Annotated in this window: 8 protein-coding genes and 2 pseudogenes; 3 read left to right on the top strand and 7 right to left on the bottom strand. The window is 58.5% G+C overall.

Features of this window, described 5'->3' with window-relative positions:
* Positions 1 to 1,006 precede the first annotated feature (1,006 nt).
* The 5 genes from EOB59_RS00945 to EOB59_RS00925 all read right to left on the bottom strand — a co-directional run bounded on the left by EOB59_RS00945 (position 1,007) and on the right by EOB59_RS00925 (position 6,402).
* Complete coding sequence (locus EOB59_RS00945) at positions 1,007 to 2,317, bottom strand: HlyD family type I secretion periplasmic adaptor subunit (protein WP_127811239.1); 1,311 nt, start codon at positions 2,315 to 2,317, stop codon at positions 1,007 to 1,009.
* Positions 2,317 to 4,062 (bottom strand): type I secretion system permease/ATPase, encoded by a 1,746-nt coding sequence (locus EOB59_RS00940; protein WP_127811238.1) that lies wholly within the window; start codon positions 4,060 to 4,062, stop codon positions 2,317 to 2,319. Before EOB59_RS00940 ends, EOB59_RS00945 begins: the two co-directional genes overlap by 1 nt.
* A 101-nt stretch (positions 4,063 to 4,163) precedes the next feature.
* Positions 4,164 to 5,555 (bottom strand): family 16 glycosylhydrolase, encoded by a 1,392-nt coding sequence (locus EOB59_RS00935; protein ID WP_128287415.1) that lies wholly within the window; start codon positions 5,553 to 5,555, stop codon positions 4,164 to 4,166.
* Positions 5,556 to 5,891: 336 nt separating this feature from the next.
* Positions 5,892 to 6,155, bottom strand: coding sequence for a hypothetical protein (locus EOB59_RS00930; protein ID WP_127396655.1), 264 nt, complete (start codon positions 6,153 to 6,155; stop codon positions 5,892 to 5,894).
* Positions 6,139 to 6,402 carry a hypothetical protein gene (locus EOB59_RS00925; protein ID WP_127396654.1) on the bottom strand — a complete coding sequence of 88 codons (264 nt, stop codon included), beginning with the start codon at positions 6,400 to 6,402 and terminating at the stop codon, positions 6,139 to 6,141. The genes EOB59_RS00930 and EOB59_RS00925 overlap by 17 nt, the downstream gene beginning before the upstream one ends.
* Before the next feature lie 569 nt (positions 6,403 to 6,971).
* Between EOB59_RS00925 and EOB59_RS00915 the strand changes: the two genes are divergently transcribed.
* Positions 6,972 to 8,054 (top strand): RelA/SpoT domain-containing protein, encoded by a 1,083-nt coding sequence (locus tag EOB59_RS00915; RefSeq protein ID WP_127811235.1) that lies wholly within the window; start codon positions 6,972 to 6,974, stop codon positions 8,052 to 8,054.
* Here the strand turns inward: EOB59_RS00915 and EOB59_RS35830 are convergent.
* Positions 8,051 to 8,268: pseudogene (locus tag EOB59_RS35830) on the bottom strand (IS1595 family transposase); the annotation flags it as partial. The gene EOB59_RS00915 and the pseudogene EOB59_RS35830 sit on opposite strands and share 4 nt — an antisense overlap.
* A gap of 157 nt (positions 8,269 to 8,425) precedes the next feature.
* Positions 8,426 to 11,332 (bottom strand): trifunctional glycosyltransferase/class I SAM-dependent methyltransferase/polysaccharide deacetylase, encoded by a 2,907-nt coding sequence (locus EOB59_RS00905; RefSeq protein ID WP_128287414.1) that lies wholly within the window; start codon positions 11,330 to 11,332, stop codon positions 8,426 to 8,428.
* Between the two features lie 893 nt (positions 11,333 to 12,225).
* On the opposite strand from EOB59_RS00905, the gene EOB59_RS00900 reads away from it, so the two are divergent.
* A complete protein-coding gene (locus EOB59_RS00900) occupies positions 12,226 to 12,900 on the top strand; it encodes a hypothetical protein (RefSeq protein ID WP_031212622.1) in 675 nt (224 codons plus the stop codon).
* Between the two features lie 7 nt (positions 12,901 to 12,907).
* A pseudogene (locus tag EOB59_RS00895) lies at positions 12,908 to 14,216 on the top strand (OmpA family protein); the annotation flags it as partial.

Raw genomic sequence — 14,216 nt, 5'->3', positions numbered from 1 at the left:
GCACAAGCTAATATATGACCGGCTTTAATGCCTATGGTGTGATCGCGGAATCGCTTGACGGGCAGTCTAGGCCATCGGGACTAATTGCTGCGCTTTCATTCTGCCAGTAGCTTGTAGGTCTGGTCATTTAGCCACCTTTGTGCCCAGATTGGTCGGCACGCTCACCGTCACCGGTGCTTGGTAGTTGATCGTGCCGACCTCCCTTTTTGCTACGTGGAATCGATGCCCCTGTGGCAACCGAAGAAATTGGCGAACGCGCCGCATTGAAGCTAGTCCGAGCGCTGGCGAAGGCCATTATTGAGACCGTGGAGCGTTTGACGCGAAAATAGTTGTGCCGGATAATAACGGGCGATTGTACGTTTCCGACAATCCACAATCCAGAACTATTAGACACAGTCAAAGTATCGCAGTATAGCGGCCGATTCCGCGAGGCTTTTAGCGGCTTTAGAGCCCGCTATCGCCCCTTGATGGTGGGCTATTTCTTAGCAGACCAAAGTCTTATTCTTGAAATCCAATGGTCTGATACATGCATTTCACTCCCTTTGCGTTCATTGGATGTTCTATTAGTTTAGAAAATACTTATATAACATTGGGCGACAGACGAAATAGGCCCGCCACTGAGGACACAACTACAGCGGCGGGCCTTGCTTTTGAGGCTTGGCCGGGGTTGGAAGCCAAGCTGCAAACCCAACTTCGATTTCAGAAACAGGTTCCAGCCTTATGAAAAGATTTAACGCTTGCCGGCTTTTGCAGGTAGGCCCGCCGCTGAGGTCACAGGGACGGGCCCTGCACCAGAGCTTGGACTTGAGGGAGGGAGTGTTCTCACACCATGCAAATTCCGAACTTCGCTTGCGGATGCATGTTCCTCACGTCGGTTCGAAAAGGGATTGTCGTGGTCATCGATTTCGGTTGTGACACCCGAGCCCGCCGGCAGCATCATGCAGGCGGCAGGCCCAATGAAGAGCTCGCGACGGGGAGCGGCCGGTCGTTGCAGCCCGGGCGCGTTTCACTCCTCCCGGAATGCTCGCTGGATCTGATCGGCCAGGGGCTTGACGAGATAGGACAGCATCGTGCGGCTGCTGGTCGAGAAGAACACCTCGACCGGCATGCCGGGCGCCAGGGTCAGTCTTTTGAGTCTGGCAAGTTCCGTGCGCGGCAAAACGATATGCACGGTGTAATAACCGGCGCCGGTGCGCTCGTCGGTGCTGAGATCGGCGGAGATCTTGCTGACGGTTCCGTTGAGTTCAGGCGTTGTGCGCTGATTGAAGGCCGAAAGCCGCAGCGTCGCCTCCTGCCCCTGTTTCAGCTGATCGATGTCCTGTGGCGCGACACGGGCTTCGACGGTCAGTTGGTCCGCGACCGGCACGATGAGCATGACCGGTTCGCCCGCAGTGATGACACCCCCAATCGTATGTACGGCAAGCTGAAGGACGACGCCGGCCTGCGGGCTGCGAATGTCGATGCGCTTGAGCTGGTCTTCGGCCGATACCTTGCGTTCGACGAGTTCCGAGAGTTTTGCCTGGACCTCACGCAGTTCGGTGGCGACTTCGCTGCGCAGATCCTGATCGATCTGGATGATTTGCAGGCGGATTTCCGACGTGTGGCCTTTCGACTGCGCTATCGCGGCGGTCAGCTGCCCATGTTCAGCCTCCAGCCGCACGGCCTCGCGCTCGAGAGCGGTGATGCGATCGATCGAGACCAGCTTGCGCTGCCATAGTGTGCGCATGCCCGCGAGCTCGGTTCCGATCAGCTTGATTTCCTGGCTCTTGGCGTCCTTTTGCTCGGTCAGGCCGGAGACTTCTTCGGCGAGCTGGGAGATACGTTCCGCCAACTGCGCCTTCTGGCCAGCGCGTGCCTGCCGGCGGAACTCGAAGAGCGACTGCTCTCCGGCCATTGTGCCGCTGACATCCGGATCGTCCCGCCGAGACATCAGCGACGGCGGAAAACCGATGGCGTCCGCACCGTCGCGCTCGGCCTTGAGACGTGCCAGGCGGGCATCGAGTTCATCCGCGCTCTTGGTGACAATGGCCAGATTGGCGCGGGTGACGGTTTCATCGAGATGAATCAAAACCTGTCCCGCTTGCACGGCATCGCCTTCGCGCACGAAGATCTGGCCGACCACGCCGCCGGTTGGATGCTGCACCTTTTTGACGCTGGAATCGACAACCAGCTTTCCCGAGGCAATGACTGCGCCGGAGAGGTCGGTCACCGCTGCAAGGCTGCCCGCTCCACCGACCAGAAGGATGGAGGTCGCAACGCCGCCGAGCAGATAACGTCGAATGGTCCGATCGATCACCGATGTCGCCCTCTCCGCCATCAGAGCGCCGCCTCTTCAGGACTTGAGACAACTTTTAACGGAACACTGATGGGGCGGGTCACCTTGGTCATGATCTCATTCTTCGGGCCAAAGGCCTGGATACTGCCGTTCGTCATGACAAGGATCTGGTCAAGGCTTTGCAATGCACTCGGGCGATGCGCCACCACGATGGCCATGCCGCCTCTGTCGCGCACGCCCTGGATCGCCGCCGTCAAGGCGGCTTCGCCGTCGGCATCGAGATTGGAATTCGGCTCGTCGAGTATGACAAGAAACGGATCGCCATAGAGAGCACGCGCCAAGGCGACCCTCTGTCGCTGGCCCGCCGAAAGCGCCGACCCGGCCTCGCCGATACGCGTTTCATAACCTTCAGGCAGGTGAACCACCAGATCATGAACACCGGCGGCGCGCGCGGCGGCCAGTATCTTGTCCGAGGGGGGCTGGGGTTCGAAGCGAGCTATGTTCTCGGCAATGGTGCCATCGAACAACTCGACATCCTGCGGCAGATAACCGACATGCTTGCCGAGTTCTTCCGACGACCACTGGTCGAGCGTCGCACCGTCGAGCCTGACGGTACCGCGCACTGGCAGCCAGACACCGGCGATCGCTCTGACGAGCGAGGATTTTCCCGAAGCGCTCGGACCGATGATGCCGAGGCCGGCGCCCTTCTGCAGCACGAAGCCCGCATCCTGGACGACAAGGCGACGCTCGCCCGGCGGCGCCACACTGATGCCCTCTACCGAGAGGCGAAACGACGGTGGCGGAAGCGAGACACTTGTTGCTGCCTCGGGCAGCAGCCCCAGAAGCTGAGTCAGGCGCGCCCAGGCCTGTCGGGCGCTGACGAAGCTCTTCCAATGCGCGATCGCGAGTTCGATCGGTGCCAGCGCTCGGCTCATCATGATCGAGCTGGCGATCATGATGCCGCCCGTCGCCTCCTGATGGATGACGAGCCAGGCGCCGATCGCCAGGATGCCGGATTGAAGCATCATGCGCACGACTTTCGATGTCGTTCCGAGCGTCCCCGCCAAATCGCTCGCCTTGGCATTGGTGCTGAGATAGTCGGCGTTGATGCCTGACCAGCGCTCGGCGATGCGTGGGCCAAAACCCATTGCCTGAAGCACCTCGACATTGCGGCGCGTCGCCTCCGCCAGCGTGTTGCGCGCAGCGGCCTGCGTGTTGGCACGTTTCGCGGGCTGCCTGGTGCGCACCTCCGCAAGCAAGGTCAGGCCAAACAGAATGACGGCGCCGAGCAGCGCGGTCATGCCGATCCAGAAATGGAACAGGAAACAGATTGCGAGGTAAAGCGGCATCCAAGGCAGGTCGAACAGCGCGGTCGGCCCAGCGCTCGACAGGAACGACCGGACCTGATCGAGGTCCCGCAATGATTGCAAGCCATCGCCGGTGAGCTTCGTGCGCAACGGCAGACGCATCAGTGCGATGTAGACCTGCCCGCTGAGCCGCGCATCGAGCGCCATGCCGATACGCACCAGCAGCCGCGATCGGATCAGTTCGAGGACGCCCTGAAAGACGAACAGCGTGCCCGCAAACACGCAAAGGCCGACCAACGTCGGCACGCTGCGGCCGGGAATGACGCGATCGTAGACCTGCAGCATGAAGAACGAGCCGGTCAGCGCCAGGACGTTGACGACCCCGCTCATCAAGGCGATGCCGACGAATGCCCGGCGAAAGGAAGCGAATATCGCCGTGAGCGTCGTTCGCGGCGGCTCAGATGGATGGATGTGAGACATCTTCCTTCACCTCGGGTCCAGCGCGGGCGCAAGCGGCAATGAACGCGTCCAAGACCGGTTGGCGAAGGGTGTCGGTTTCACTCCATCTTTCAGCATGGCACCTAGATGAACCAATCATTCAGCGCGTAGGCATGGACATAGTCGACGTGCATTTCAGAAGGGGTGGCAAGCCCGTCGGCGGGCGCTCCCGCCATGCCGCCGACAGCCTGGTCGACCAGCATATACATTGGCTTGTGCATGTCGGCAGGCGTTGGTGCGCGGGCAACTTCGACATCGTCGAAATACCAGACCAGCTCGCTTGGGGTCCAAAGCACCCCATATTTGTGGAACCCTTCGGTATCCGCTGCATATACGGTCGAGGTCACTTTCGTATGCGACCCCGTCGCATTCGAGTGGCTGGTCAGGGTGAGCTTGTTGGGATCCTGGCCGACCATCTCCACGGCGTCCAGTTCCGGCGGCCAGGAGCCATCCGCCGGAAGAAGCCAGAAGGCCGGCCATGCACCCTGCTTTTCGGGCATGTCGGCTCGAATTTCGAAATAACCGTAGGTCTGTGCGAAGGAATGGTAGGTCGTCAACAGACCTGACGTGTAATCATAGTTGTTTATGTAGGGCTTGATCGCGTCGGGAGCCCGGGCGGCCGTAATGGTGAGAACACCGTCCTGGACGCTGAACGGGTTGACCGAACTCGTGGGGGCGTAGCTGGTGTCGATATACCACTGAAGCTCGCTGTTGGTGGTGAGCGAGCTGCCGTTCGGAGCACCCCACCAGAAGTTCGTGTCCCAGGTCCCGCTAGAACCGCTGTGCAGGTTCAAAGTATTGAACTCGTCCGAGAAGGTGAGCGTCAGATGCGACTTGTCCAGGGCGAGATCGAACTGGTTGGCGCTGAACTGGTCGATGGTCTTGTTGGCGAAGACGAGAAACTCGGTTGGCGACAGGGTGAGTCGGACGTTCGATCCCGACTGCACCATGTTGGCGTGCACCTGGTCGAAGGAGGTGAAGCCGTAGCCTCCGACGCGCACAATATCGTCGGCGCCGAAGTCGAGAATGAGGTCGCTGCCATTGCCCGGTTTGACGACAAAAATGTCAGCGCCGGAGCCACCCTTGAGAACATCGTCGCCTTTCAAGCCGTCGAGCGTCTGCTGGCCGGAACCACCGACGATGATATTGTTCAGAGCATTTCCGAAGGCATATTGTTTATCGCCCGTGACCGTCAGATTCTCAAAATTCGCCGGCAGCCTGTAGCTCATCCAGGTCGAGATCGTATCGATGCCCTCGTTGGGCAGCTCCACCGCTTTGTTTTTCGCGGAGTACAGGTAGTAAATATCGTCGCCCTTGCCGCCATACATCGTGACGCTGACGCTGCCGTCGCCATACAGCGAATCGTTATAGATGCTGCCGTAGAGGGCCGGGCCCGAATTCGTTGCCGAGTACCACTTTGCGGAGGACCCACTATAGGGGAGCGGAACACCCTTGGCGTTGGTTACGGTGGCCATTTTACTCACAGCTCCGTTGGTTTGTTCCAAGCCCTAACACGATGGAGGGCAAAAGGAGCCGATACGTTTTGTCTTCCAACGTGGGAGGGTTACCAAAGAGTAAATGCGGAGGGTCCGGGCGCGTCCGTCAGGCCGTCAGTGGGGAACTTGAGACTGTTTTCGACGGCGCACTCAAACCACAATGAAGGCGTCCGAAAGGGGCGGCGAACTTGCGCCAGCAACGCCGGCGTTAGCGGGCCGCCGGCGATGGAGGCCGCTCCGGGTTGACGGTTGCACACCGTCTCGCAGGGCGCAGGCGGCCCTAGCTGCCGAAACACTGGCGTCATCCCTCGCAGTTCAGAGCCCAAGGGTCTGGCCTGTTTCCATCTGAAGGAAATCTGCCGACGAATTCCGGAACACCGCGTCTTGGAACGCGTCGACGGCAGAGCCGTGGGTGACATCGACCAGCACGGCCGCTGCGGCTTCAACCTTGTCGGCCGCTTCGTCAACCTTGTTGAAACGCATCAGCATTCGATCGTGGAGCATCGACAACCGCGTGGCGTGATAAAGCACGCTGCGCTTGTGGTAATCCGAGTCCAGCGGCTCAAACAGTATTGTCATGACGGCAACTCCTCGCCATTTCATGTCCATTCGGGGTGATTTGGAGGCCGCCCACGTATAGATATTGGTCTGGCGCTCCCGGGGCCTCCGTCACGCGCTGTTGAGCTGCCCGGATCCTGCAGCACAGGGCGATATTCACCACGCCATTTTTCCTGTCCGTTCCTTCCTCTGCGCGCTTCAACGATTTCTCGGCGCGTTTGACGCGCAACCTTGAACTGCCAAGTTCGAAATCAAGAATTTCAGCCATCGTTCCGCTTCCTATGCGGTTGCGGTCCCTCGGCTGATAATTACGACTGTTCTGTTTGGTTCCGGCCAATCGCGACTCGGCTCCAGATTTTACAGGAGCCAGGCCGATCTGGCCCTGCCGATTTAAATCTCTCCGGCAATGGGCTTGAGCGCATCTTCTGTCGCAGGCTCCAGCGGGACGTCGGCGACGTTCCGGAGCATCAAAGCGGCGCGCCGAAGGACGATCTGAAATCCGCCCCGTTCGAGGTCTTGCCGGAGATTGCCAGTGACATAGTTCGCCTGCGCCAAATGGCCGACCTTGTGGTCGTGTGCGGTGGCGATGGTTCGGTGTCGGCGGCGGCGATGGCTGTAGTGGAAAGCCGCCTGAGCGTGGCGGCATGTAAGTCCGCGTCATGTCCAGGGGCGCGATCTAGGCAGATACGGCCGAGACGGTATCTCGCTCGCGGAGATACGATGTCGCGCGCTATGGTACTTCGCTTACCCAAACGGATATGACTCTTGGGATCTGATTCCCCTGCGATAGTCCCGCCAGTCCAGAATGAGGCGGGCCACCATGACTTCTTGGCTCCAATGACTGAGTACCCGCGCCTTGCCTACAGCATGAAAGCCGTTCGCAAGGCAGGCGACCGGCTGGCAAAACCTATTCAGTTCGGACGAGACATCACTGTCGGCCAGTATGTGGACGCACTCGAAATCTTTTCAATCGCCAATAGCTGGCGCGACTCGCACTTTCTGCCGATGCGCAGCGTTCGGTTCTCTGTCCGTCATCACATAAGAGCCCTGCGACTGGAGGGCGACATGGCATCCCGGCCAAAGCGCATGGCATCCATTCGTCGGAAGCTTCGAGAGTCCACCACCAATTTGGACACCATGAACGACATCGGCGGTTGCCGGGCGATCATGGCCGATATCAAAGGTGTTCGCTCGCTTCTCGCATCGATGCGAGACAAGTTCCCCCATGATATCCACTCTAGGGAGTTTAACTATATCGATGAGCCGAAGCCGGACGGGTATCGAAGTCACCATGTTGTTTTCAAATACCGATCCCGAGATGCCGACACCGAGGCTTTCGACGGACGACGCATCGAGTTGCAAGTTCGTACCAAGCTTCAGCACTCATGGGCAACTGCGGTTGAGGCTGTCGGGCTATTCCGGGGCCAGGATTTGAAGCACGGAGAGGGCGACCAAGATTGGCTTCGCCTTTTCCAGCTTATGTCGGCGGAATTCGCGCACGTTGAGCAGTGCCCCGTTCATGTAAGTATTCCGGATCACAATGACCGGGTTCGAGAATTGCGGGATCTCAACAAGCGTATAGATGCGATCGGCATACTAAAAAGAATCAAGGATACTACCAGATGCCAAGAGAATTTTATAAAGCAAGCGGAAAAAACTCGATACTATTTGCTTCAATATGGGAAAGATAATATACTGACTATCGATCATTTCAGGTCAATTATATCGGGCGCGCGAAAATTGAAAGAGATCGAGCAAAAAATCGAGCTAAGGGGCAGTGAGGTGAAGGCTGTCTTGGTCGAGGTGGATAAGAAAGAAAAGCTTGCTGAAATGTATCCGAACTACTTCGGAGACGTTTACTTATTTGCTCGTAATCTGAAATCCATCTGCTCGGGAAAAGCGGCTACCGAATACAGTTAGCCTGCACTGGGTCGGCTTAAGCGGCGTCGCTTCCGTATGAAGTAACCCGAGCGTTTGCCGACGATACCATCAAGGCTGCGACCGGCCCACGCATCGTCGTTCATGCCAGGGGCTGCGCGTGAATTATGGCGGAAGCCATTTTCGGAGACGTAGCGGTGCAGATGCTTTCTGCGCAGGGCTGATAGGTGCCACGCATGCCACGCTTGAATATGCTGATGCGCCGGGTATTTTGGCAGTGTTTACTCAGCCGCCGGGGCAGGTCATTCCGATCTCGGGGTGACATCGAGCGATCGCGGCAGTCTGGCGAGTGCGGAGCGTTTCGTCGATCTTGCGCACGTGAGCGGGACCGATGACCGTGACAAATTCACCGTTTAATCGAGCATGGCCTCGACGGTGGCGACAAACTCGTCGAGCGAGCGATCCCCGCGAATCTCGATGCGTGGGAGGTCGATGGGATCGCAATTAAGGTCCGCCGGCCCGTGTCTGCTGCCGAAGCCGATCCGATAGCCGGACTCCTTGGCCAGTCTGCCGAGCCGTCGGTCGGTGACAGAGAAGGGTGCCGCGAACGCCGAGATTGGCCGACCGGTCCAACGTTCGATGAACATACGAGAGCGCAGCAGTTCGGCGGCCAAGTCAGAACTCGACAGACCATCGATCGCGCGATGCGTCGCGAGATGGCTTCCGAAGAACGCACCTTCGGCGGCGAGCCGCCGCACCGTCCCGGCATCCATAAGCTGCGTCGGCGGACCGTTTACGGAATCCCACTGCGCGCTTTCACCCACCAGGTCAGTCACCAGGAACACTTCCGCGGTCAGGTCGTTCGCGCGCAAGGTTGGCCAGGCATGGTCGGCAAAATTCTGGAAGCCGTCATCGAAGGTGATGAGCACTGGGCGGCCAGCGAAAGGCTGACGGTTGGCGATGGACCGTTCCAGTTGCTCGGATGTGGTTGCGTGAAAGCCATTGGCGCGCAGCCATGCCATCTGGCTGGCGAATGCGGCGGGCGTTAGCCGAAAACGGGCGAGGGCGGCCGGACCTTCTTCGGCGACGCTGTGGTACATGAGGACAGGGATACGTGGCCGCCGCTCGCTGCGCGCGACGTCGCGGCGCAAGGCCCGCGCCCCGCCCCAGACGATATTTCGGGCGACACCGAGTCCGATAGGCGCGCGGATCGGCGCATGATCAATCCTCGGTTCCGTCACCACATCGTCCGGTGACAGGCGGCGGAAGCGGTCTATGCGATAGAGCTCGGTCTGGATCGACTGCTCGAGGACGAGACCTTCGGTCGCTGCGAGCGCCTCTGAGATCGCTTGTGCCCCGAATGTGTTCCAGTCGAAGCCCGTCCTTTCAACATTGTCACGCAGCACGAATGCGTGGGCGCTGATGAAACTGCCGCCAGGCGCCAACGCCTCTGCGAATTTTTTGGCAATGCGCCGCAACTCGGCGAGATCATCCAGATAGTAGAGCACTTCCGAACAGAAGATCAGATCCATCTCACCCGGCAGCGTGTCGGCGGAGAAATCCAGTACGCCGAATTCAATATTCGGCTGATCGCTGCATCGCGCGCGGGCCCGTCCGACGGCTATGGCGGAGATGTCGGTTGCGGTCAGATGGCCCACTCGCGGCGCCAGCTGCCGCGTGAAGTGGCCTTCCGCGCAGGCGAGCTCAAGCGCCCGTCCGATGGGACCCGCAGGCAGAATCTCGAGCTGCCGCTCATATTTTTCCTGCTCATAGGACGAACCGTAGTTCCAGGGATCCTCGGTCGCGAAATAGCCATTCCAGAACGACGTGCGATCCTTGTCGTGCCTGTGCCGTGCGCGGCGCGGCGCCGCGGGAGGCTCCGCTGGTTCGGCGCTCGACCGGACCAATTCCCGCGCTTGCGCAGCCAATCGCGCGAGTTTGCCGAAGTGGCTGTCCGGATCAGGCCCGCGTTCGGCTGTGCCTGACAATGCCCCGGCTGGAAGCGTGTTCGGAGTGTTGGCGCCAGCCTCTTTTTGCGGTGCGAAATTCCGGATCAGTTCAATCCAATGATCCCTTGTCACTGTCCCGAGCACGCCGAATTGTACGACGGCCTCGATGTGGCCATCCATCATCAGGTAGGCATAGATTTGGTCGATTCCTTCCGGCAGTTCGGTCGAGGTCGGATTTCGAGCGTCGACGCGGATTCCAAGTGTTCGCGCCAGCCTGCGCGGCGCGCCAAGATCGTCGGCGTCGAGAAGCATTTGCTCAAGCTGATACTGGATGCGGCGAGCCGCCGCGGGATTGGCCCAGACCTTGCCGAGTTCGGTAATCAATTCGGTGATGGCGCCGCCGAACCTTCCCCACCTGGCAGCCAGTTGCGCCGGCACAGACAGGCTTCCCACCGCAAGGCCGTTGACGGCTACCTTGGCGATCTCACTCGCCCACTTGCGTCCGGCCGGAAGCGCGCGCAGGGACTGCGGGTTGATCGAGCCCGAGCCGCCGCCGCAATCCGACGCGGCGTTCCAAAATGCGAACCACGCGAGTGCTTCGGAAGCGGTGCGGCCATCCGTCGAGTTCGCTCCGTTGGCGTGGATAGTCACCGGGTGTTTGACTCTGGAGTCGGCAGAGAAGCCACGGGCGATCACGATTTCCGCGTCGGCCAGCATCTGAGATGAATTGCGGGTTAGCGAGTTGGAGCTAGCCCGGTAAAAGGCGAGCGGCTCGTCGACCATTACCCAATTTCTGCCGAGACGGGCGAGGCGCTGCCACAGATCCCAGTCGTCGCATGTGCGCAGCGACACATCGAAACCGCCTAACTCGACGATTGTCTCCCGGTCGACCAGCAGCGCGTGAGTGGCGATGGCACACCGGCGGGCAAATGTTTCAAAGGGCTGGATCGCAACCTCTGACGAGATGCTCAACGGAATAAGTTCGCCATCGGGCATCACGCACTGAGAGCCGCAATAGGCGGCCACTGAATCGGGCGCGGCCTCCAGTGCGGCTAGCATTTTCGCGAGGAAGCTGGCGTCTACCCAATCGTGTGCATCCAGAAACATGAGCCAGTGGCCGCGCGCCGCCGAAATCCCGCTATTGCGCGCGCCGGCGGGGCCATGCGCGCAAGAACTCAACGTCCGAAATCGGGCATCTTGCTCCACATAACCGGCAATGATCGCGGGGGTGCGGTCCGCGGAGGCGTCGTCGACGATGATCGCCTCCCAATCCACGATTTCCTGATCGAGGAGGCAATCGAGTGCGCGCGCCAGCGTTACCTCTGCGTTGTGCGCAGGAACCACGACTGAAACCAATGGATTATGCGCCATGCCGTCTTAGCCTGGTTCGAAGGTGCAAGAGTCCCAAGACATAGCCGGCGATTTCCCGCCAAAGGAAACGGTCATCGAGGATGCTGCGTCCAAACAGTCTCCCGTGACCTCTTCCGAGCCGTCGCGCCTCCATTTGGCTGCAGGGCGAGCTTGCTCCTGTCCTGCTAGCGACGTTAGAAGCCTGGCGCAGCATTTCATCCGTGCCGCCGAGATCGGGCGCCGGCTGTCGCAGATGCACGTCAAAACCAAGCATGCCGCATACTCATGTCCCTGAAATCGGCACCATGACCACAAGCTGCGGTCCCTGGCACTTGGCTATGGCAAACTGGCGTCCTTTGCAATCGACGACGCAACAATGCAAGCCCACTGAAGCTTTGGTTGAATGACTGCCAGCTATTGGGGCCTATTGCTCTCTCCTATCGACCGAAACACCGCGATTCCGGGCTGCATTCTCGATCGGCGATTCCTCGTGTGAAAAGAAGATTCTCCTTCTACTGTTGAGCTCGCGCCGGAAGCTGATGGTGGCAGTATATAGCGGAGCGAGAGGCAATATGCTGCCCGCTGGAACAGCTATTTTAGCAATTTCTAATAAAAAATTGTTACTTAATTCCATCTAAATAGATATACATAATGCCATTGTATCACTCGGCTTCATAGTAGATTTCGCCCGATAACCAATTAGGTTAAATGGCTATGGTTGCTATCACAGGGAGGGCGAGAGCAACACCTAGCGGTACTGGTGCTTTTTCTGCCAGACCAAGAGGTGTAAAAAGAGCACCCAAATTGGCTTGCGCCAAGAAGATTCCGGCTTGCAGGTCGCGGATTTTGCTGGCATCTTCATCTGTTTATGGGTCTCTGCACTGTGGCAGGTGTTCAAATAGAGGGGTATAAGGATGGCCAAGGAATCTTCGAGTACTTCGAGTGCCGTTTCCTCCGCAAACAAGGCGGACGCAAATTTGATTGGTAATGCAGACGGAAGCGGGCTGAACTTCATGGCGGCCCAGGTTCGCGAAAACGGGGGCGCCGGCGACGCCGTAGGTGTCGACAAGATACGCGATCTGCTGTTCGGCAACCAGATGCAGGACTATGACCGCCGTTTTTCCAAGCTTGAAGAACGGGTGTTGCAACGCTTCAAGGATGTCGAATCCGAAGCCAAGCGCAATCTTGAGATGTACGAGTCAAATGCAAAGAAGCAGATCGATTCGCTCGCGGCGCAATTGCGGAACGAAAAAGACTCACGAGCCGATGCCGACAAGGAGATTGACCGGAATCTTCGCGAGCAAAACCAGGCACTTGAAAAGCAGGTGCGTGCGTTGTCGGATCAATTGAGCGCGCTTGAGCGGGACGTTTCGGACCGGATAAATCGAAACGATCATTTGCTGCGTGAGGAAATCAAGCAGAAGAATGAAGGCGTTCAGATGCTGATTGAGAAAATGTTTGCCGATCTCAGCAACGTTAAGACCGACCGAAATCTTTTGGCTGGCCTGTTTGTAGAGGTTGCGAAATGTCTGAATCAGGATCCCGTCGGCAGCAAGGGCAACTCGGATCGTAGCTGGAAAGTGAGTTGATGGGACCTTGACGTCAACCGTCGACCCAATCAGTCTTCCACAAAGAACAGCCTCGAACGATACAGAAATTGATCGCGAGGCTCTGGCTCGTCTTTTGGTCGAAATTGCCCGGAACGTTGATCCGGACTATCGTGCGCGTTTCGACGGAGTCCCAACCGCCGATCCTCGCATGGAAACGCTGCGCCAGTTGCTGGTCAGCCGCGAAATTTCGGAGCTTTCACGAGTTACGCATCTGCTGGACGAACCCGAGCAGCTTGCGGCAGCAGTGGGCGACATTCTTCCCAGTGCGGCCGCGCGAGCGCCTCATGCGCAGCTCGGCGAGGCGCTTGCGCCTGCTGTCGAAAGGGCTGTGCAACGGTCAATCCAGAAGAGCCCGCGCACACTGACGGATATATTATACCCGGTGTTTCTGCCGGCAATTCGCAAGTCGATCGGGGAAAAGATCGACCAGACCTTTCAGTCGCTGAACGAAACTCTAAGACATATATTTACCTGGCATGGGCTCAAGTGGAGATTTGAATCTTGGAGGACAGGAGCAAGCTTTTCGGAAGTTGTTCTTAAGCACTCTCTTGTTTATCGTATAGAGCATGCCTTTCTCATTCACCGCAATTCCGGTCTTTTGATAGCGCATGTAACCGCCGATAATGCAACGAGCGAAGATCCTCAACTCATCTCTTCGATGCTTAGTGCAATTCAGGATTTTGTGAAGGACTCATTTAACGAGAAAGAGCAGAGCGGCCTGGACACAATTCGTTTTGGCGACCTTCGTCTCTGGTCAGAAGTTGGACCGTTTGCGACCCTGGTTTCGGTGATCCGGGGAAATCCGCCAGAGGGATTGCATGAAATACTTCGCGATGTATTGCTTCGCATCCATGAGGAATCCTCACAGGCTTTAGAGCAGTTTGACGGCGACGGTTCGCAGTTGGCTAGCGTAGAGGCGCAGTTGCAGACCTGCGTCGAGCTCAAGCAGGAGGAATCAAACGAGGGATTTCCGTGGCTGGTGGCGGCCGTTGCCCTGCTGCTTTTGAGTCTGGCAGGCGGTTGGTACTTTCTTTCCTGGCAATCAGCGCAGCGCTGGCAAGCTTATGTATCGCGCTGGCAGGCTTACGTGTCGCGACTGGAGGCCCAGCCGGGCATCATCGTTGCCGAACAACAGGCGCGCGACGGCCAATTCTATATTGCCGGCCTGAGAGACCCGCTTGCCGCCGACCCGCAGACCCTGTTGTCTGGAACTGAGGTCGATCCCGCCCAGGTTCATTCGCAGTGGCAATTCTATCAGAGCCTTGAACCGGAGTTCGTGCTGAAGCGGCTGAAGG

It is taken from the genome of Mesorhizobium sp. M7A.F.Ca.MR.176.00.0.0 (assembly GCF_004023165.1).
Taxonomy (GTDB): domain Bacteria; phylum Pseudomonadota; class Alphaproteobacteria; order Rhizobiales; family Rhizobiaceae; genus Mesorhizobium.
This window is presented reverse-complemented; position numbering and strand designations above follow the sequence as displayed.